Source organism: Rodentibacter caecimuris (assembly GCF_001019715.1).
GTDB lineage: Bacteria > Pseudomonadota > Gammaproteobacteria > Enterobacterales > Pasteurellaceae > Rodentibacter > Rodentibacter caecimuris.
The window spans coordinates 1,037,799-1,057,170 of the sequence record NZ_BBXJ01000001.1 but is presented as its reverse complement, the minus strand read 5'-3'; the positions used below and the strand labels follow the sequence as shown (position 1 = coordinate 1,057,170).

The window sequence follows — 19,372 nt, the reverse complement described above, 5'->3', positions numbered from 1 at the left end:
CTGCTACTACAATATGTCAACGAACCTGTATATCCGGCGAAGGTCGAAACTTTATTACTCTACCGGACATAGCATTATGAGCTAAACTTAGCGGAGATGATTTTTCACCGTTTGTAGATTTGTATTTTTCAATAAGCAAAATCACACCCATATTAGACGGAGCTTTTCTTCAAAAATGACAAAAAAATGTAATAAACCTTCCCAAGCGAGCAAATAATAATCAAATCTTCTCAAATTTTTCCAAAAAGAAATGAGTTGAAATCAATTCGCCCTAAAATTTCATACTATTTTTGCGTTAAACAAGTTTATCAATGTGTCTTTCACAAGTTGCAGAACGTTAAACTGTTACAGAGTAAAATGAATTGGTAATTTGGCATGGCGGTTGTGTGTGAAAATTTGATAGGAATAATGTTTATATATAGATGTTTGAACATTGGTTAAGTCTTAAAAAGTGGCTAGAGTTTCCCCTCTCCTCAGTGAGTTCAAACCTCACTTCCCGCCATCAATAAAAAATCCCTTAGTTAAAAAGCTAAGGGATTTTTGTTTTTTACCAGCAAAACCTTTCATTTACATGATTTTCCGATCGCTCTTTTTGCCACTTCGCTTTATTTTGTGGATCAGCAAAAAACTCATCCTGTGCCTTTAAACGAAGCTTCAATTTTTTTTCGGCTGCTTTTAATGCAACTTTGCGATCTTGAAATTTGGAGGGTAATGCTTTTATAAAAACCGTTTCATAAGGATGGGAAATCACCCAATTTACTGCCTCTTCCGCAGTTTTACGTTGTTTGTTTAAATCACAAAAAGCGTAGGGATTCACAAATTGCTCTACCACTTGGCTAAATCCCGTATTTTCCGCCACAGTTGCCTTTGGTAAATCCAACACATAAAATGCTGTAATTAAACGGTTTTGTCCACGATAAAACCATTTCACCGCCTCATCACGTAAGCCGAAATCATAAGCACGGGCTGCTAGAGTAAACAAGGTGATTGGCGAAATCCGTGCCGGATTTTCTTGCACAAATTTGACCGCACTTTGATACCCGTTTAAGGTATTTTCCCGCAACATCGGATCAAGTTGCTTATGTACAAATACGTTTCCTGCATTGCCCTTTTCCGAGGAATAATAAGGTTTCACATAAATATCAATAGATTTCACCGGCTCTTTGCTGATCGAGCTACAAGCGGTTAAACCAAGTGCGGTCAAAATTACAGGAATTTTTACGGCTAATTTCACAATGCCTCCAACAGGAAATAATCCTTGAAATGAACTTATATCTCATCAAAATTTTGGTGAATTTTAACAGAGTTTTCACTTTTTCCTATATAATTGGGCAACAAACCGAACATTATGCAGCATATGAAAATCCACTTAATTCGTAGTCAGATAACCCTTGATTTTAATAATGAAAGAAGCCTACTCGATCACCTCAAACGCAACAATATACACCACGAATACCAATGCCGTAGCGGTTATTGCGGTTCTTGTCGGGTGAAGATCAAAAAAGGCAAGGTATCCTATTCGGAAACTCCCCTTGCCTTTATCCAACCCGATGAAATTTTATTATGTTGTTGTCGTGTAGAAACGGATCTTGAATTGGAATTATAGATTATTCAAATCCAACACATCCGTCATATCAAATAAACCATGGGATTTATTTTCCAACCATTTCCCCGCCCGTACCGCACCGTTTGCAAAAGTCATTCGGCTTGAGGCTTTATGGGAAATTTCCACTCGTTCCCCAATATCGGCAAACCATACGGTGTGCTCACCCACGACATCAGCAGCACGGATGGTTGAAAAACCGATTTCATCAGGTTTCCGTTCACCTGTAATGCCCTCACGACAAAATACGCCATGTGTTTTCAAATCACGTCCTAAAGTTTTTGCGATATGTTCCCCCATTGAAAGAGCCGTACCTGAGGGAGCATCGACCTTATGACGATGGTGTGCTTCAATAATTTCAATATCGCAATAATCGCCCATCACCTTGGCGGCTTTTTCCAATAATTTGAATACTAAATTCACGCCGACACTGAAATTAGAAGCAAATACAATGGCAATTTTTTTAGCGGCAGATTGAATTACATCTTTACCCGCCTCATCAAATCCTGTCGTACCAATCACCATTTTTTTATTATTCGCCACACAAAATGCAATATGTTTAAGCGTGCCTTCCGGACGGGTAAAATCAATCAGCAAATCAAAATTGTCTTTTTGTTCATGAAAATCATCAGACACCTTAATACCTAAATGCCCAATACCAGCCAACTCACCGGCGTCCGCTCCTAATAATGATGATCCTTGACGCTCAAAAGCAGCACCCAAAGTTACGCCATCCGCACCATGAATCGCTTGAATCAATTGACGTCCCATTCTGCCGCCCGCACCGGCAACCGCAATTCTTAATGTCATATTTATACCCTTCTTTTAATTAATCATCTCAGTGATACCACTATAGATCAGTACACAACCAAAAAATAAAAATACCACGCCTGCTACATTATCAATATAACGGCTATATTGGCGATAAAACTGTTTTGCCACATTCCGTGAAAAAATAAATGAAATCAGGTAAAAATACAAGAATGTTACAATGACAATTAAACCGAACGCCAACCCCATTTCCCATATTTCCGTCATTTTCGCTAAAACCAAAGACATTACGCTGGAAAAATAAACGACGGCTTTGGCATTGGATAAATTCACAAGCAAACCTTTCAAAATTTCTTTTTTTGCATTGGTTTGTTCATTTAATTCTTTCGCTGAAATCGGTACAAATTCTGCATTTTGTCTGCTACGAATCAATAAAAAACCGAGATAACTCAAATAACTACCGCCCAAAACCATAATAAGCCCATGTAAAGCCGGCATCATAGCGAATAACACCGTTAATCCCAGCATTGAAAGTGCAGCCCAAAATGACACCCCTAACGTGATGCCGATAACCCCATAAAAGGTATTTCGACGAGAATTACTAGCCGCCATTCGGGTAACATAGAAAAAATCAGGTCCCGGCGTCATCAAACCAAACAAATGAACGATCAGTAAATTTAGCATCTTTTACCACTCTATATTTAACAAAAAAATCACCATTACTGCATAAATAGCGGCAATGACATCATCCACCATAATACCGAAACCACTTTCCAGTTTTTCATCAAAATAACGAATCGGAAAAGGCTTGAGAATATCAAACAACCGAAACAACACAAAGGCTGTAAAAATCCATTGCCAAGACAAGCTCGGCACGGCAGCAAGGACGATAAACATGCCGACAAACTCATCCCACACAATAGAACCATGATCGTGTACACCCATATCATCAGCGGTTTTTTGACATAAATAACAGCCTAAAACAAAACAAAGTGCGGTCAAAATTAAGAAGGTTTTTGTTCCTAAAAGAATGAGTAAAATCACGCCTAACAAAGTACCAAGCGCGCTGCCCCAGCTTCCCGGTGCGGGATGAAGCAAACCGGAACCCAACCCCACTGCAAGCAAATGGATAGGATTTTTTAAAGAAATTCGTTTTAACGGATTCTCTTCTCTCATATTTTTATTCCTTGAAATGATCGAAGCCAACATTTGGTGAATAGTCAATCGGCTGCCCATCACGCAAAAAACGGATGGAAAACGGACCGCACTTTTTCTGCTCAAATGCCGACACAACATGCCCAATACAGGTACAAGGCACATCAAGATTTTTTAGGCGAGACTCAAGTAAGGCTTGATTTTCGGGTGGAACGGTAAAACACAATTCATAGTCTTCTCCACCACTTAAGGCAAATTGCTCTGCTTGAGTGCGATCATAACGATTTAATAATGATGATGAAAGTGGCAAGTCGGAAAGATTAATTTCCGCCGCACATTGACTACGTTTAAGAATATGTCTGAGATCGGAATTTAACCCATCGGAAAGATCAATAGCTGCATGGGCAATATCGGCTAATGCCCGTCCAAGTGTAATCCGTGGCGTTGGGCGAAGATGGCGTTGCTGTAAAAATTCTTCGTCAAAACCGACCGCTCTTTTGTCCGATAAAATTTGTTGCAAACCGGCGGCACTATCGCCCAATGTACCTGAGACATAAATTAAATCCCCTACTTTGGCTTGATGTCGGCACAATGCTCTTCCTTTTTCAACAAAACCTTGTGCAGTAATCGTAATGGATAACGGGCCTTTTGTCGTATCGCCGCCAATTAATGTGACATTGTGGTGTTTTAACGTGCGTAACAAACTTTGACTAAAGCGGGTAAGCCAATTTTCATCAACGTTTGGTAAAGTTAATGCAAGAGAAACCCATTTAGGTTGTGCCCCCATTGAGGCTAAATCACTTAAATTAGTGGCAACCGCTTTATAGGCTAGATCTTCCGCTGAAATGGAGGGCAAAAAGTGGGTATTTTCTACCATCGTGTCGGTGGTGATCGCAAGCCGGCTATTTTCTGGCACAGAAACTAAGGCACAATCATCGCCAATAGATAAGGCAACAAAGTCATCCGCTTGTCCCTGTGGCTGCTCAAAATAATGTTTAATTAAATCAAATTCACCCATTGCCATTGTTACCCTCCAAAATAAAAAGCACGCGTAAACACGCGCGCCATTTATAGATCATCTAAATTTATTTACGCCCTAATGCCGGTGCGATTTTATCCAATACGCCATTAATATATTTATGACTGTCGTCCGAACCAAACACTTTTGCCACCTCAATCGCTTCGTTAATCACGACTTTGTATGGAACATCAAGCTCAAAACGCAATTCATACACCGCTAAACGTAAAATGGCTTTTTCAATAGGATCAAGTTCTTCAAACGCACGGTCAATATAAGGAGCAATAGAAAAATCCACCTCTTCAATATTATCTACGGCTTGACGAAATAATTTGCGGAAATAAGGTTTGTCCACCCCCTCCATATCTTGATCAAGAAAGAATGCCAACTCCACCTGTTCTGCCGTATTGCCGGAAACTGCCCAAGAATACAATGCTTGCACGCTACATTCACGAGCCCGACGACGAGCCGACGGTTTTTTCACTTGTTTTTGTTCCGCCATTGTTTATGCCACATCAATTTGTTGAAGAAGATTAATCATTTCAAGTGCGGTTAATGCCGCTTCCGATCCTTTGTTGCCCGCTTTTGTACCGGCACGTTCAATAGCCTGATCAATATTCTCCGTGGTTAAGACACCAAATGCTACAGGAATTTCGGCTTCCATCGCTACTTTGCCTAAACCACTGCTTGCTTCGCCCGCAACATATTCAAAATGCGCCGTACCACCACGGATCACCGTCCCCAAGGCAACAATCGCATCAAACTTTTTGCTTTCCGCCAAACGACGGGCAACAAGTGGAAGTTCATAGGCACCCGGTGCACGCACAAGAGTAATATTTTCGTCTTTTACTTGGCCGATACGCTTTAATGTATCTACCGCACCTTCTAATAAGCTTTCATTGATAAAACTGTTAAAACGGGCAATAACTACTGCCACTTTTGCGTTAGGTGCCGCGACTACGCCTTCTAAAACTTTCATACTTTTTCCTATGTTATTCGTCCTAATAAATTGGTGGCAGATTCTAGCATAAAAATTACCGCCTATCAGCATTTATCTTGTCTGTGCCAAAACTAAGTGCGGTCATTTTTGTATAAGTTTTATTCCTCATCAAGAACAAATTCAAACCAATCTATCACTTCATTTTCATGCACGCCGTTTATAATTAAAATGCCGGCATTTTTTACACTCCGTTCATCACCAGAAATCAATGGATGCCAATCAGGCAAAGGTTTACCTTCGTAAAGCAGCCGATAAGCACAGGTATCCGGTAACCAATGAAAATCAGGTAAATTCTTTTTGGTGAGTTTTGTACAATCTTTTTCGATGCTAAAACGTTCCGAATAATTACCGCACTTTCCACTTTCTATATCCAATAAATTACAGGCAATACGGGTGTAATAGAGTTTTTGTCGTTTTCCGCGACCTTGAATATATTTGCGATAACAGCATTTTCCGCAACCATCACACAACGCTTCCCATTCGGAGTCGGTCATTTCAAGTAGAGATTTGGTTTGCCAAAAATTAGGGGATAAATTCATCATTTTGGAAATTTTAAGTATAAAAACACATAACTTCAGATGACGTAAACTAGGCGCCATCCACCGAGAACTGCTCAATTATATTCAACGATCTCAAATCGAATAATCTTACCATTATATCCCTCAAAAAAACCAAACAATGCAAGATTATTCCCACATAGCCTAATTAAAATCTTGATATCGCTCACAATTTTGAAAATATTCATAATTTTTATAAGCCTTTTTATTGACTAGACAAAAAAATAGGAGTAAAAATTTTTAACAAAAAAGCAACGTAAGGACAACATATGCTAACCATTCATCACACTAGTGAATATTCCTTGATTTGCTCACTTCCTCCCCCTGCCGAGCTGTCAAAACAGCAGTCTATTTGGCAATTATCAGAATTGGCACAAGATCTCCCCGGCGTAGTTGAAACGGTCGTCGGAATGAATAATCTCACGCTCTTTTATCATCTTCATACCGATCCCCTAGCACTTATCAATGAAGTACATCAACTTTGGGAAAATGTTCAAACACAGAAAACGCATTTTCAAGGAAAATTAGTTGAGATTCCCGTTCATTACGGTGGGGAATTTGGCGAAGATTTATATGATGTAGCGAAATTCCACCACACCACCGCACAAGAAATTATTCATCGTCACACCGCCCCTACTTACACGGTTTTTATGATGGGCTTCCAACCCGGTTTCCCTTATTTAGGCGGATTGCCAGAATCACTTCATACCCCACGCCGCGATGCACCAAGAACAAGAGTTCCTGCGGGTTCTGTCGGAATCGGAGGAAGCCAAACTGGAATTTATCCGTTTACTTCCCCCGGCGGGTGGCAACTATTAGGTAGAACTGAAATTCAACTTTTTGATGTGAATCAAAGCCAGCCCATTTTATTAAAAGCAGGCGATCAAGTACGTTTTGTTGTGGAGGATATGACCCTATGATTTATATTCAACATCTTCAAGGCTTTGCTCATCTACAGGATTTAGGCCGCTTTGGCTTACGCGGATTTGGTATCGGACATTCCGGTGCTATGGATTGCCTTGCATTGCAAGCGGGAAATTTATTATTGAAAAATGCCAATAATTTACCCGCACTTGAAATAGCTTTAGGAAGCCTGACAATAACCTTTGACTGTGACACACCATTTTGTTTAACCGGCGCATTATGTGAGGCGGAACTTGATGATAGCCCGATTTCACCTTACTGCCGTTACACGGCAAAAGCGCGCCAAACCCTCAAAATCAAACGAATTACCCAAGGCAACTACACCTATCTTTGTGTTGCCGGAGGCTTTAAAGTACCTAAAGTATTAGGATCTTATAGCACCAATTTACAAGCAGGTTTTGGTGGGTTTCAAGGACGTTTACTCAAATCCGGCGATCATATTGCGACAGGGTTAAGAGATACGGTGCTTAGCCCATTAGGGATTGAACCCATTTCTTATACAAAAACTATTCATGCAACCGTTTCATCAGAATACGAGGCATTCAACCAAGAAACCCAAACATTATTTTGGCAACAGGGTTGGATATTACAACGAAATAGCAACCGTATAGGCTATCGCTTTTCCGGTTCTCAAAAATTAATGCTTAATTCCCATCTTGAAATGCTTTCTTATGCCGTACCAATCGGCACAGTTCAAGTTCCTCCGGACGGTCAGCCGATTGTATTAATAGCAGATGCTCAAACAACGGGCGGTTACCCAAAAATTGCCTGTATTATTCAAGCGGATATTGGCAAATTAGCACAAATACCTTTTGGAGAAACCGTTTATTTTAAACAGGTTACCCATCAACAAGCGCGAGAATTGTACCGACAAGATCAAGATTATTTGACCTACATAAGGAGAAAAGTAAATGAAACGCGTTGATTTAAATGTTGATCTAGCCGAAGGCTATGCGAATGATGAAAAATTGTTGCAGTTAGTCAGCTCTGCAAATATTGCCTGTGGCTTGCACGCCGGTAGTTATAATGAAATGCGTAAAGCTATTTTATGGGCGAAAGAAAATAATGTGACAATCGGGGCACATCCGGGCTATCCCGACCGAGAAAATTTTGGTCGCCTTAATATGGATTTAACCGATGCAGAACTTCAAGCCAGTTTACTTTATCAGCTTGGTGCAATTAAAGCCTTATGTGAGGCTGAAGGTGTTGTATTAAATTACGTCAAACCGCATGGCGCACTATATAACCAAGCAGCAAAAGATCCGGCTCTCGCCCGTTTAATCGTACAAACCATTAAAAAATTTGATCCCGATTTAGCCCTAGTGGGATTATCCGGAAGTGCGATGCTCTCTGCCGCACAAGAAATCGGACTCAGAACCATTTCGGAAGTATTTGCCGATCGACACTATCAAGCCGATGGTTCATTAGTACCGCGCAGTTGTAATAATGCCTTGCTAGAAAATGATCAAGAAGCGGTTGCACAGGTTCTACAAATGGTGATTAAGGGAACCGTTCCTACTGTCGAAGGTTTCAATATACCTATTCAAGCCGACAGCATTTGCTTACACGGCGACGGTAACCATGCGATTGAATTTGCGAAAAAAATTCGTGCAGCATTACAAGCAGAACAAATCATCATTTCGGCAAAATATTAATAGCCTCAAGTTGCATAACAACCTATCGGAGATCAATATGGCAAATAATAACCGTAGCGCCCTACTCGGAGCGGCATTTTTAATGGCAACATCAGCTATCGGCCCGGGTTTTCTCACCCAAACCGCAACCTTTACCCAATCTTTACTCGCCAGCTTTGGCTTTGTGATTTTACTCTCTATCTTGCTTGATATTGGAGCTCAATTAAACATTTGGAGAATTATCACCGTTTCAGAAAAAAAAGCCCAAGATATTGCGAATGCTATTTTACCCGGCACAGGATATTTTCTTTCATTACTTATTGTTATGGGAGGATTGGCTTTCAACATCGGAAATGTTGGAGGCGCAGGATTGGGCTTAAATATTCTCACAGGTGTGTCACCTGAAATAGGGGCGATAATCAGCGGATCAATTGCCGTATGCATATTTCTTGTAAAAGAAGCCGGTAAAGCAATGGATCGTTTTGCTCAAATAATGGGATTCGTAATGATTGCCTTAACTATTTATGTCGCCGCCCAAACCAACCCTCCTCTTGGAGAAGCCGTATTCAGAACTTTCGTACCGGAGAAATTAGATGTCATCGCTATTGTTACCCTTGTAGGCGGAACTGTGGGCGGTTATATCACTTTTGCGGGGGCTCACCGTTTATTAGATGCCGGTATTAAAGGCAAAAGCTCTCTAAAAGAGGTCAGCAAAAGCTCAGTATCAGCAATTCTCATTTCTTCAATAATGAGAATTGTATTGTTTTTAGCCGTTTTAGGCGTCGTCTCACAAGGCATTACTCTCGATCCTAAAAACCCTGCCGCGAGCCCATTTTCATACGCAGCCGGTAATATCGGATTAATGATTTTCGGTATTGTCATCTGGGCGGCTTCAATTACCTCCGTTATCGGTGCAGCTTACACTTCCGTTTCTTTCATTACCAGTTTTTCACCTAAAATAGAAAAACATAAGAATTGTTGGATAGTGGCTTTTATTGTTATCTCGACTGCGGTGCTTGCAACTATTGGTCGTCCTGCCCAAGTATTAGTCTTTGTCGGCACATTAAACGGTTTAATTTTACCGATTTCTCTCGGTCTCATTTTGCTCGCCGCCTACAACAGTAAAATTATTGGTGATTATAAACACCCTATTTGGATGACGATTTCAGGTGCTATCGTTGTTATTTCCATGGCAATATTAAGCATGATAACGCTTGTGAAATATATCGGTAATTTATTGGCTTAGAAGCTCATTAAACATGATCTCTCAGGGGGGAATTAAAGAAAAAATGCGGTCAAAACCATCTTAACTTTTGGTATTATGTTGCAAATGCACAAAAATAGAAATTTCAACGATACGTAGGGACACACTGCGTGTGTCCGAATTTTAATATATTGAAATGATTTGATTTTATAACGGACACACGCAGTGTGTCCCTACAAGTTCACAAAAAAATAGATTTTTGCAACTGCTACATAATACCGTTAATTTTGACCGCACTTTTGTTGATGAAAACTAAAAACTTTCTTTTAAGCTAACCGTGAGGTTAAACACCAAATGTTCAGGGCGATTGTCTTTGCTGTCTGCACAGAAATAGCCTTCACGTTCAAATTGATACCCTTTTTCCGCTTGTGCATTACCAAGACTTTGTTCTACCACGCCATGTTTTACCACAAGGGAATTTGGATTGACGACTGAACAAATATCTTCCTCGGCTCCCGGATTTGAAACCGTAAAGAGTTTGTCATAAAGACGGAATTCTGCCGGATGGTTATGCACTGCCGAGACCCAATGAATCACCCCTTTCACCTTACGACCATCTGCCGGATTTTTGCCTAATGTATTCGGATCATAGCTACAAAAAATTGTGGTAATTTCACCATTTGCGTCTTTTTCCACACGTTCAGCTTTAATCACATAAGCATTACGCAAACGCACTTCTTTGCCAAGTACGAGACGTTTGTATTGCTTATTGGCTTCTTCACGAAAATCCGCACGATCAATATAGATTTCTTTGGTGAAAGGTAATTGACGTTCGCCTAGTTCCGGACGATTTGGGTGATTTGGTGCCGTCAACATTTCTTCACCTTCAAAATTTTCAATGACTATTTTCACCGGATCAATCACTGCCATTGCACGGCAAGCATTTTGGTTGAGATCATCACGAATGCAGGCTTCTAATGCACTATATTCCACCACATTATCTTGTTTGGTGACCCCAATACGGCGACAAAATTCACGAATTGATGCCGGCGTATAACCACGGCGACGTAAACCTGAAATAGTTGGCATACGCGGATCATTCCAACCGTCAACAATGCCGTCCGTTACCAATTTCAACAATTTACGCTTAGAAGTTAATGTGCCTTCTAAATTTAAACGTGAAAATTCGTATTGGTGCGGTAATGGACGCTCAATAGAAATATTATCCAACACCCAGTCGTACAAACGGCGGTTATCTTGGAACTCTAATGTACATAATGAATGTGTAATACGCTCAATCGCATCGGAAATACAATGGGTAAAATCATACATTGGATAAATACACCATTTATCGCCGGTTTGGTGATGTTTGGCAAATTTAATACGGTAAAGCACCGGATCACGCATCACCATAAACGGTGAAGCCATATCTATTTTCGCCCGTAAACAGGCTTTACCTTCGGCAAATTCGCCGTTTTTCATTTTTTCAAATAAGGCTAAATTTTCTTCTACACTGCGATCACGATAAGGGCTGTTTTTCCCCGGCTCCGTTAATGTGCCGCGATATTCACGCATTTCTTCCGGTGATAGCTCATCGACATAAGCCAAGCCTTTTTTGATTAATTCAATCGCATAGCCATAGAGCGCATCAAAATAATCCGAGGCATAATGCACTTCTCCCGCCCATTTGAAACCTAGCCATTCTACGTCTTCTTTGATGGAGTCCACATATTCAACATCTTCCTTCAAAGGGTTGGTATCATCAAAGCGTAAATTGCATAAACCGTTATAATCTTTCGCAATGCCAAAATTTAAGCAAATCGATTTCGCATGCCCGATATGTAAATAACCGTTTGGTTCCGGTGGAAAACGAGTGTAAACCTCGTTATGTTTACCGCTTGCCAAATCTTCATCAATAATTTGGGTAATGAAGTTATGCGGACGTGTATCTTCCGAATTTTCTAAGGTATGTTCTGTATTACTCATAGCTTTCTCGTAATAGAAAAAATAATCGGCTATTCTATATGTTTTATAAGAAAAAAGCGAGATATGAGAAATTAAGCGTTTGCTTCCTAATTTTCAGCTAATTTTGTCATGTAAAAATTCACCACCAAGACAAACTTTTTGAAAGAGACTTTGTCTCATCACCCAAATTTTTCGTGCAAAACACGAGATTTATCATTAAAATGCGTAAGCTGAACAAACGTTCATTATTTGGAATTTACGATCAATGAAGAAAATTTTAGTTGTACTCGGTTTATTAATTTTAGGCGGATTTGCCTATTACTTTTTTTCGTATAGCCATCATCAACAAGCCGCCTACCTCACCGAAAAAGTCATTCGTGGTAACGTTGAAAAAACTGTTGTTGCATCAGGATCTATCAGTAGTATCAATGAAGTAGATGTGGGTGCCCAAGTTTCCGGTAAAATCACTAAACTTTACGTCACTCTCGGACAAGAAGTGAAAAAAGGCGACTTGATTGCAGATATTGATTCCACTACACAAATTAATAATCTTAATACCAAAAAAGCTGCACTTGCCAGCTATCAGGCACAATTAAAAGCAAAAGAAACCGCACTTACCGTTGCACAATCCGCTTATTCCCGTTATTCAAAACTATACGGACAAAAAGCGGCTTCCCTTGATGATGTCAATAATGCTAAAAATACGTTTGATGCGGCAAAATCCGAAGTGGAAGCATTAAAAGAGTCCATTAAACAAGCAGAAATTGAAGTGGATACAGCGGAAACCAATGTGGGCTATACACAGATCACTTCACCTATTGATGGGACGATCATTTCTACGCCAATTTCCGAAGGACAAACCGTCAATTCCGCACAAACCACCCCAACCATCGTCACGGTCGCCGATCTCAGCAGAATGTTGGTGAAACCTGAAATTTCAGAAGGCGACATTACCAAAGTCAAAGCCGGACAAAAAGTAAGTTTTACGATTTTGTCTGCTCCCAACACCTATTACCATGGCGTGATTTCCTCTGTTGATCCGGCAACCACAACAAAAAGTGATAATGCCTCAACTTCGTCAAGCAGTTCGACTTCATCAAGTACGACAACCGCAGTTTATTATTACGCTAATTTAATCGTAGATAATCCTGACCGCACTTTACGCATTGGCATGACCACGGAAAACAATATTAAAATTGCCGATGCACAAAATGTGTTATTGGTCTCTAATATGGCGATTCAAAGGAAAGAAGGAAAAACCTTCGTCAATATTTTGAATGAAAAAAATCAGCCTGAAATGCGAGAAGTGGAAATAGGCGTACAAAATGATTTCCAAACGGAAATTAAATCCGGTTTGGCGGAAGGTGAAAATGTGATCGTGTCACAAGTGGCAGCCGGCGAACAGGTTGGCAATAGTAGTCGCGGGCCAAAAATGTTCTAAAGTGCGGTAGAAATTTGATGAATATTATTGAAATTAATCAACTTAACCGCTATTTCGGTGAAGCTGAAAATCGCGTTCATATTTTAAAAAATATTTCACTTAACATCGAAAAAGGTGATTTTGTTGCGATTATCGGGCAATCCGGTTCGGGAAAATCCACACTAATGAATATCATTGGTTGCTTGGATACGGCAACTGGCGGTTCTTATAAAATTGACGGTAAAGAAACCAATCAGCTTTCAGCGGATCAGCTCTCCGATTTACGCAGTCAAAAATTTGGTTTCATTTTCCAACGTTACAATTTACTTTCCACACTCACAGCGGCGGAAAATGTCGCCTTGCCCGCAATTTATGCCGGAATGCCGCAAGAACAGCGGCTTGAACGAGCCAAACAATTATTGGAAAAACTCGGTTTAGGCGATAAATGGCAAAATAACCCCAACCAACTTTCCGGCGGTCAGCAACAACGCGTGAGTATTGCCCGTGCCTTGATGAATGGTGGTGAAATTATTCTTGCCGATGAACCCACCGGAGCACTGGATTCCCACAGTGGACAGAATGTGATGGAAATCCTGCGTCAGCTTCATCACGAAGGGCATACCATTATTATGGTCACTCACGACCGAGATATCGCCGCCAGTGCAAACCGAATCATTGAACTGAAAGACGGCGAAATTATTGCCGATTCACAAAAAGAACCGATTAAAAGTGCGGTTAAAAATCAAAGCAAAATGAAACCGCACTTTGGCTTTAGCAAAGATCAGCTCATTGAGGCTTTTAGGATGTCCGTCAGTGCGATTGTGGCACATAAAATGCGTTCTTTACTCACCATGCTAGGGATCATCATCGGCATTACCTCCGTGGTTTCCGTAGTGGCACTGGGAAACGGTTCACAACAAAAAATTCTTGAAAACATTAAAGGTATCGGCACTAGCACCATGACGATTTTCAATGGAACAGGCTTTGGCGATCGCCGTGCGGAACAAATGCAAAACCTCACCATTAACGATGCCGATGCCCTGAGTAAACAAAGCTATGTGCAAAGCGTCACCCCCAATAGTTCATCTAGCGGGATATTGGTATATGGCAATCAAACCTTCTCCTCTACTAGTCTAAGAGGTGTCGGAGAACAATATTTTGATGTGGAGGGATTAACCCTGAAGCAAGGTAGTTTATTTTCCATTGAAGATGTGAAGGAAAATAATCAGGTCGCCTTAATTGACGAAAGTGCAAAAAAATCCATTTTTCCGAATGAATCGCCACTAGGCAAAGTGGTGATGTTTAATAAACGCCCACTGTGCATCATTGGAGTGGTTTCCGACAGACAAATGGGTGGCGCAAGTAGTTCTCTGACTATTTACGCACCTTACAGCACAGTGATGAATAAAATTTCTGGCAGTAAAAAAATCGGTTCTATCACCGTGAAAATTGCCGATGATATCAATTCCACGGTAGCAGAAAAAAGTATCACCGAGCTACTGACCATACGCCACGGTAAAAAAGATTTTTTTGTGATGAATAGCGATACCATTAAACAAACTATTGAAAGCACAACCGGCACAATGAAATTATTGATCTCCTCCATTGCTTTTATTTCCCTCATTGTAGGTGGCATAGGGGTGATGAATATCATGTTGGTTTCAGTTACTGAACGCACCAAAGAAATCGGTGTGCGTATGGCAATTGGCGCCCGTCAGCACAATATTTTGCAACAATTCTTAATTGAAGCCGTACTCATTTGTTTAATAGGCGGACTAACTGGTATTTTGCTCTCCGGTTTAATTGGTTTGCTATTCAATTTATTTATGAATGACTTTACTATGGCATTTTCAAGCGCTTCAATCATTACAGCCGTCTTGTTTTCATCTCTGATTGGCGTAGTGTTTGGTTATATGCCGGCAAAACGGGCGGCACAGCTAAATCCTATTACTGCCCTCGCCCGCGAATAGATTTTGTAAAACTCTAAAATGCGGTTAAAATCAACCGCACTTTTTTAACGATTTTAATCAAGGAAAAACAATGTTAAAAATGAAAAAACTCACACTTGCCATCGTGATGGCAGCAACGCTTAGCGGTTGTGCCAATATTGGCGATTCTTATCAAGCCAGCCAAGCTGACTATCAAAAATACGAAGAAATTACCAAACAGTTTAATGTCAAAGAAAATTGGTGGGCACTTTACAATGATGCCCAACTTAACCGAGTAGTAGAACAAGCGCTATTAAATAATAAAGATCTTGCCAAAGCAGCCGTTGCGGTTAATCGTGCGCTTTATAATGCGAATTTGGTTGGTGCGAATTTAGTGCCAACATTTAGCGGCTCGACCTCATCAGGCGCGCAACGCCGAATTGATACCTCCGCAAGCTCAACCATTTCACACCGCGGATCATTAAACGTGGCTTATACCCTCGATTTATGGCGTCGTTTAGCAGATTCCGCCGACGCCGCAGAATGGACGCATAAAGCCACGGCACAAGATCTAGAAGCAACAAAATTGTCTTTAATCAACTCTGTTGTAACAACCTATTATCAAATTGCCTATTTAAACGATGCCATCACGACCACAGAAGAAAGCATCAAATATTACAATGACATTAGCAACATTATGCAGCGTCGTCTAAACCAAGGTGTTGCCGATGCCGCAAGTGTCGATCAAGCCCAACAATCGGTTTTAACCGCACGTAATAATTTGATTACTTACCAAACCCAACGTAAAACGGCAGAGCGAACTTTACGCAATTTGCTTAATTTAAAACCGGAAGAGGCTTTAAATATCAATTTCCCACATATTCTTAATGTGAAAAATGTGGGGGTGAATTTGAATGTGTCGGTTTCTGTGATCGCTAATCGTCCTGATATCAAGGGCAATCAATATCGCTTAAGCAGCGCATTTAAAAATGCCAAAGCGACAGAAAAAGGGTGGTTTCCTGAAATTACTTTGGGAGGAAGTTTAACCTCAACCGGTAACAAAGTAGGCAATGCTCTTCACAGCCCGATTGCCGGAGGTACTATCGGCATCAGTTTACCTTTCCTAAGCTGGAATACCGTAAAATGGAATGTGAAAATCTCTGAAGCCGATTATGAAACCGCGCGTTTAAATTACGAGCAAAGCATTACAACCGCGTTAAACGATGTAGATACCAACTACTTTGCCTTTACACAAGCACAAAGTGCTTTTGCGAACCAACAAAAAACATTCAATTACAATAAACGTATCACCCAATACTATCGCAATCGTTATAATGCCGGCGTATCGGAATTACGTGAATGGTTGAACGCAGCAAACACTGAAAAAGCATCACAACTTTCCATTTTACAAGCGAAATATAACGTAATTCAGGCAGAAAATGCCGTATATAGCTCAATGGCGGGTTATTACTCCCGTTAATTATTCTCCATAAGGAAGTTTCGGCTTCCTTATTTTTTAACTCGGTTTAATGAATATGAAAAAACAACTGACTTTTTACTTCATCCGCCACGGCAGAACTGTTTGGAACGAACAGGGTTTAATGCAAGGACATGGCGATTCCCCCCTCACAGAACAAGGCATTTTAGGCGCACAACAAGCCGGCGCCGCATTACAACAGATTCCTTTTGCAGCGGCTTATTCCAGCATGCTAAAACGCACGATTGACACGGCAGAACAGATTATTGGCAAACGCAATATTCCGCTTTTCCAACATAAAGGTTTAAACGAGCAATATTTTGGAAAATGGGAAGGGCAATCGGTTGAACCTTTGCGTGAGCAGACCGAATTTAAACAAATGATCAGCGATCCGGCAAATTACAAAGCCGAAACAAACGGCGGCGAAACCTACCAACAACTCGCGGAGCGGGCAATGAAAGCGATACAAGACATCATTCAAATCCATGATAAAGGCAATATTTTAGTCGTTTCTCACGGCCATACACTACGCTTACTCATCGCTCTACTTGGCGGTGCGACTTGGCAAAATCACCGTCAAGCAGGACAATCCGTTTCTTTACTCAACACAGCGATCAGTATCGTGCATTATGATAGCGAAAAAGGCTTTACCGTTGAAAAAGTGAATGATACGGAGCATTTGGGATAAAAGAGCGGTCAATTTTCACCTTATTTTCTCTATTCAATATATTAAAAAAGGACGCCAGCGTGGCGTCCCTCCAAGTTTTCGGCATAATGTCTAAAAACTAAAACCGTTCCCAAACCGTACTCACGCCATCCGGCAAATCCAAATTTCTCCCTAGTTCCACCCAGCCACAAGGAAAATGGAAATCCGATCCCACCGAACCGAGCAAGCCAAACTCATTCGCCCAACATGCAAGCATTTGGCGTTGATCTTTGGTTTGTCCGTAGCCGGAAATTTCCATTGCATCACCACTCCACACTTTGAAATCTGCCATTAATTTTCGAATCCATTTGCCCGTCAAGTTATAACGTAAAGGGTGAGCAATCACCGCAACACCACCAGCGGCATGAATCGTTTCAATGGCGGTAGGAATATCAACCCATTCTGCTTTAACAAAAGCGGATTTGCCTTGCCCCAGATAGCGTTTGAAAGCTTGCCCATCGTTTGATACTTTGCCGATTTGTACCAAATAACGGGCATAATGGGCGCGGGTTACTTCCCCATTTGCTAAGGCTTTTGCACCCTCATAGGCATTAGGAATTCCTGCTTTTCCCAATTTCTCGCCAATACTGACCGCTCTTTTTTCACGTAAATTTTTTTGCTCTGCTAAAAGTGCGGTCATTTTGGGATGAGTTTTATCAAAATTAAGCCCAACAATATGAATACCTCGCCCTTGCCAATTTGTCGAAATCTCCACCCCGTTAATTAATTCAATGTCCACCGTCTCTGCTGCGATTTTGGCCTCATCAATACCATCAACTGTATCATGATCACACAATGCAAGAACATTCACACCTTGTTCCGCCGCCCGTTGCACCACTTCGGTCGGACTTAATACACCGTCTGATGCCGTGCTGTGACAGTGTAAATCATATATCTTTGCCATTATTTTATTGCTTCAACCAATGCTTTTACCAATTTCGGACCGTGATAAATCAGCCCCGAATACACTTGCAACAATTCTGCGCCCGCCTCCATTTTTTCTTGCGCATTTGGCACGCCGTCAATGCCGCCGCTGCCAATAATAGGGATCTGCCCTTTCAATTCTTGGTGTAATCGCTTAATCATCGCCGTACTTTTTTGTTGCAACGGCTTTCCACTTAATCCCCCCTGCTGATCGGCATTTTTCAAGCCAACGACATTATCACGGGAAATAGTGGTATTAGTGGCAATCACACCATCCATTTTATGACGAAGCAAAGTATCGGCTATTTGAACCAACTCCGCCTCCGATAAATCCGGTGCAATTTTTACTGCTATCGGCACATATTTATTATATTGCTCCGCCAAAACCGCCTGACGCGCCTTAATGCTTTGCAACAAATCATCAAAATAATCGCCATATTGCAATTGGCGCAAATCTGGCGTATTCGGTGATGAAATATTCACCGTAATATAACCGGCATAGTTATAGGCTTTGTTCAAACAAAAAATATAATCATCTTTACCGTGTTCCAATGGAGTTTGTTTATTTTTACCAATATTAATGCCAATCACACCGCGATAACGCGTCTGCTTAACATTTTCGATCAAATAATCAATGCCGTTATTGTTAAAACCATTGCGATTAATAATGCCTTCCGCTTCAACCAAACGAAACTGACGTGGCTTAGCATTGCCATCTTGCGCAAGGGGGGTAACCGTTCCCACTTCCACAAAGCCGAATCCTAATGCGCCAAAACCATCCATCGCCTCGCCATTTTTATCCGCTCCGGCTGCCAAGCCGATGGGATTTGGAAAACGCACGCCCATGACGGTTTTCTCCGTGCCTTTCGGCGTACTAATGATAGATTTCAATATCGGTTGCAACAACGGATGACCGGCAAGTTTTAAACATTGAAGGGTGAAATTATGGGCATTCTCCGCATCCATTTGGAAAATGCACTGACGGAATAATTTATACATACTCGTTTATCTCTCAGGATAGTTGACTGTAAAAAAGTGCGGTCAAAATCAACCGCACTTTGAAGATATAAGCGGTATTATGTCGCT

The 19,372-nt window shown here is 41.0% G+C and carries 20 protein-coding genes; 9 read left to right on the top strand and 11 right to left on the bottom strand.

Going from position 1 to position 19,372, the window contains the following annotated elements:
* Positions 1-547 precede the first annotated feature (547 nt).
* Positions 548-1,234 (bottom strand): hypothetical protein, encoded by a 687-nt coding sequence (locus PNEUHYL_RS05110; RefSeq protein WP_059366153.1) that lies wholly within the window; start codon positions 1,232-1,234, stop codon positions 548-550.
* Positions 1,235-1,357: 123 nt separating this feature from the next.
* Between PNEUHYL_RS05110 and yfaE the strand changes: the two genes are divergently transcribed.
* Entirely contained in the window at positions 1,358-1,606 is a 249-nt protein-coding gene (gene yfaE, locus PNEUHYL_RS05105) for a class I ribonucleotide reductase maintenance protein YfaE (protein WP_059368822.1), read from the top strand.
* Here yfaE and dapB read toward each other — a convergent pair.
* The 7 genes from dapB to PNEUHYL_RS05070 all read right to left on the bottom strand — a co-directional run bounded on the left by dapB (position 1,601) and on the right by PNEUHYL_RS05070 (position 6,086).
* A complete protein-coding gene (gene dapB / locus PNEUHYL_RS05100; RefSeq protein WP_059366152.1) occupies positions 1,601-2,413 on the bottom strand; it encodes a 4-hydroxy-tetrahydrodipicolinate reductase in 813 nt (270 codons plus the stop codon). The two genes, yfaE and dapB, sit on opposite strands and share 6 nt — an antisense overlap.
* A gap of 15 nt (positions 2,414-2,428) precedes the next feature.
* On the bottom strand, positions 2,429-3,058 hold the full coding sequence (locus tag PNEUHYL_RS05095; RefSeq protein ID WP_059366151.1) for a homoserine/threonine efflux transporter: 630 nt from the start codon (positions 3,056-3,058) through the stop codon (positions 2,429-2,431).
* Positions 3,059-3,061: 3 nt separating this feature from the next.
* Positions 3,062-3,550, bottom strand: coding sequence for a phosphatidylglycerophosphatase A family protein (locus tag PNEUHYL_RS05090; RefSeq protein ID WP_059366150.1), 489 nt, complete (start codon positions 3,548-3,550; stop codon positions 3,062-3,064).
* Positions 3,551-3,554: 4 nt separating this feature from the next.
* Positions 3,555-4,553: a thiamine-phosphate kinase gene (gene thiL / locus PNEUHYL_RS05085; RefSeq protein ID WP_059366149.1), complete on the bottom strand. Its 999-nt coding sequence runs from the start codon at positions 4,551-4,553 to the stop codon at positions 3,555-3,557.
* A 61-nt stretch (positions 4,554-4,614) separates the two neighbouring features.
* Complete coding sequence (nusB, locus tag PNEUHYL_RS05080) at positions 4,615-5,049, bottom strand: transcription antitermination factor NusB (protein WP_059366148.1); 435 nt, start codon at positions 5,047-5,049, stop codon at positions 4,615-4,617.
* A 3-nt stretch (positions 5,050-5,052) separates the two neighbouring features.
* Positions 5,053-5,526 carry a 6,7-dimethyl-8-ribityllumazine synthase gene (gene ribH, locus PNEUHYL_RS05075; RefSeq protein WP_059366147.1) on the bottom strand — a complete coding sequence of 158 codons (474 nt, stop codon included), beginning with the start codon at positions 5,524-5,526 and terminating at the stop codon, positions 5,053-5,055.
* A 119-nt stretch (positions 5,527-5,645) separates the two neighbouring features.
* Complete coding sequence (locus PNEUHYL_RS05070) at positions 5,646-6,086, bottom strand: YcgN family cysteine cluster protein (RefSeq protein ID WP_174435485.1); 441 nt, start codon at positions 6,084-6,086, stop codon at positions 5,646-5,648.
* Positions 6,087-6,373: 287 nt separating this feature from the next.
* On the opposite strand from PNEUHYL_RS05070, the gene pxpB reads away from it, so the two are divergent.
* The 4 genes from pxpB to PNEUHYL_RS05050 are packed head-to-tail and all read left to right on the top strand — an operon-like array spanning position 6,374 to position 9,908.
* Positions 6,374-7,024 (top strand): 5-oxoprolinase subunit PxpB, encoded by a 651-nt coding sequence (gene pxpB / locus PNEUHYL_RS05065; protein ID WP_059366146.1) that lies wholly within the window; start codon positions 6,374-6,376, stop codon positions 7,022-7,024.
* The gene (locus PNEUHYL_RS05060; protein ID WP_059366145.1) at positions 7,021-7,953 is read left to right on the top strand and encodes a 5-oxoprolinase subunit C family protein; all 933 of its coding nucleotides are present in this window, start codon (positions 7,021-7,023) and stop codon (positions 7,951-7,953) included. Before pxpB ends, PNEUHYL_RS05060 begins: the two co-directional genes overlap by 4 nt.
* Positions 7,940-8,683: a 5-oxoprolinase subunit PxpA gene (pxpA, locus tag PNEUHYL_RS05055; RefSeq protein WP_059366144.1), complete on the top strand. Its 744-nt coding sequence runs from the start codon at positions 7,940-7,942 to the stop codon at positions 8,681-8,683. Before PNEUHYL_RS05060 ends, pxpA begins: the two co-directional genes overlap by 14 nt.
* A gap of 37 nt (positions 8,684-8,720) precedes the next feature.
* Positions 8,721-9,908: an NRAMP family divalent metal transporter gene (locus PNEUHYL_RS05050; protein ID WP_059366143.1), complete on the top strand. Its 1,188-nt coding sequence runs from the start codon at positions 8,721-8,723 to the stop codon at positions 9,906-9,908.
* A 270-nt stretch (positions 9,909-10,178) separates the two neighbouring features.
* On the opposite strand, the gene glnS is transcribed toward PNEUHYL_RS05050, so the two are convergent.
* Complete coding sequence (gene glnS, locus PNEUHYL_RS05045) at positions 10,179-11,852, bottom strand: glutamine--tRNA ligase (RefSeq protein ID WP_059366142.1); 1,674 nt, start codon at positions 11,850-11,852, stop codon at positions 10,179-10,181.
* Positions 11,853-12,096: 244 nt separating this feature from the next.
* Between glnS and PNEUHYL_RS05040 the strand changes: the two genes are divergently transcribed.
* From PNEUHYL_RS05040 to PNEUHYL_RS05025, 4 genes are all read left to right on the top strand, one after another.
* On the top strand, positions 12,097-13,272 hold the full coding sequence (locus PNEUHYL_RS05040; RefSeq protein ID WP_059366141.1) for an efflux RND transporter periplasmic adaptor subunit: 1,176 nt from the start codon (positions 12,097-12,099) through the stop codon (positions 13,270-13,272).
* Positions 13,273-13,289: 17 nt separating this feature from the next.
* Positions 13,290-15,221 (top strand): MacB family efflux pump subunit, encoded by a 1,932-nt coding sequence (locus PNEUHYL_RS05035; RefSeq protein WP_059366140.1) that lies wholly within the window; start codon positions 13,290-13,292, stop codon positions 15,219-15,221.
* A gap of 70 nt (positions 15,222-15,291) precedes the next feature.
* Positions 15,292-16,659, top strand: a complete 1,368-nt coding sequence (gene tdeA, locus PNEUHYL_RS05030) for a toxin/drug exporter TdeA (protein WP_059366139.1) — start codon at positions 15,292-15,294, stop codon at positions 16,657-16,659.
* A 55-nt stretch (positions 16,660-16,714) separates the two neighbouring features.
* Entirely contained in the window at positions 16,715-17,344 is a 630-nt protein-coding gene (locus PNEUHYL_RS05025) for a histidine phosphatase family protein (RefSeq protein WP_059368820.1), read from the top strand.
* A 97-nt stretch (positions 17,345-17,441) separates the two neighbouring features.
* Here PNEUHYL_RS05025 and rnm read toward each other — a convergent pair whose 3' ends face one another.
* Positions 17,442-18,266: an RNase RNM gene (rnm, locus tag PNEUHYL_RS05020; protein ID WP_059366138.1), complete on the bottom strand. Its 825-nt coding sequence runs from the start codon at positions 18,264-18,266 to the stop codon at positions 17,442-17,444.
* The gene (gene pyrD, locus PNEUHYL_RS05015; protein WP_059366137.1) at positions 18,266-19,285 is read right to left on the bottom strand and encodes a quinone-dependent dihydroorotate dehydrogenase; all 1,020 of its coding nucleotides are present in this window, start codon (positions 19,283-19,285) and stop codon (positions 18,266-18,268) included. The genes rnm and pyrD overlap by 1 nt, the downstream gene beginning before the upstream one ends.
* Positions 19,286-19,372 lie beyond the last annotated feature (87 nt).

What these genes read in the sequence shown, in the direction of transcription:
- yfaE (WP_059368822.1), top strand. Translation starts at nt 1,358, where the DNA reads ATGAAAATCCACTTAATTCGTAGTCAGATAACCCTTGATTTTAATAAT.
- dapB (WP_059366152.1), bottom strand. Translation starts at nt 2,413, where the DNA reads ATGACATTAAGAATTGCGGTTGCCGGTGCGGGCGGCAGAATGGGACGT.
- PNEUHYL_RS05095 (WP_059366151.1), bottom strand. Translation starts at nt 3,058, where the DNA reads ATGCTAAATTTACTGATCGTTCATTTGTTTGGTTTGATGACGCCGGGA.
- PNEUHYL_RS05090 (WP_059366150.1), bottom strand. Translation starts at nt 3,550, where the DNA reads ATGAGAGAAGAGAATCCGTTAAAACGAATTTCTTTAAAAAATCCTATC.
- thiL (WP_059366149.1), bottom strand. Translation starts at nt 4,553, where the DNA reads ATGGCAATGGGTGAATTTGATTTAATTAAACATTATTTTGAGCAGCCA.
- nusB (WP_059366148.1), bottom strand. Translation starts at nt 5,049, where the DNA reads ATGGCGGAACAAAAACAAGTGAAAAAACCGTCGGCTCGTCGTCGGGCT.
- ribH (WP_059366147.1), bottom strand. Translation starts at nt 5,526, where the DNA reads ATGAAAGTTTTAGAAGGCGTAGTCGCGGCACCTAACGCAAAAGTGGCA.
- PNEUHYL_RS05070 (WP_174435485.1), bottom strand. Translation starts at nt 6,086, where the DNA reads ATGAATTTATCCCCTAATTTTTGGCAAACCAAATCTCTACTTGAAATG.
- pxpB (WP_059366146.1), top strand. Translation starts at nt 6,374, where the DNA reads ATGCTAACCATTCATCACACTAGTGAATATTCCTTGATTTGCTCACTT.
- PNEUHYL_RS05060 (WP_059366145.1), top strand. Translation starts at nt 7,021, where the DNA reads ATGATTTATATTCAACATCTTCAAGGCTTTGCTCATCTACAGGATTTA.
- pxpA (WP_059366144.1), top strand. Translation starts at nt 7,940, where the DNA reads ATGAAACGCGTTGATTTAAATGTTGATCTAGCCGAAGGCTATGCGAAT.
- PNEUHYL_RS05050 (WP_059366143.1), top strand. Translation starts at nt 8,721, where the DNA reads ATGGCAAATAATAACCGTAGCGCCCTACTCGGAGCGGCATTTTTAATG.
- glnS (WP_059366142.1), bottom strand. Translation starts at nt 11,852, where the DNA reads ATGAGTAATACAGAACATACCTTAGAAAATTCGGAAGATACACGTCCG.
- PNEUHYL_RS05040 (WP_059366141.1), top strand. Translation starts at nt 12,097, where the DNA reads ATGAAGAAAATTTTAGTTGTACTCGGTTTATTAATTTTAGGCGGATTT.
- PNEUHYL_RS05035 (WP_059366140.1), top strand. Translation starts at nt 13,290, where the DNA reads ATGAATATTATTGAAATTAATCAACTTAACCGCTATTTCGGTGAAGCT.
- tdeA (WP_059366139.1), top strand. Translation starts at nt 15,292, where the DNA reads ATGTTAAAAATGAAAAAACTCACACTTGCCATCGTGATGGCAGCAACG.
- PNEUHYL_RS05025 (WP_059368820.1), top strand. Translation starts at nt 16,715, where the DNA reads ATGAAAAAACAACTGACTTTTTACTTCATCCGCCACGGCAGAACTGTT.
- rnm (WP_059366138.1), bottom strand. Translation starts at nt 18,266, where the DNA reads ATGGCAAAGATATATGATTTACACTGTCACAGCACGGCATCAGACGGT.
- pyrD (WP_059366137.1), bottom strand. Translation starts at nt 19,285, where the DNA reads ATGTATAAATTATTCCGTCAGTGCATTTTCCAAATGGATGCGGAGAAT.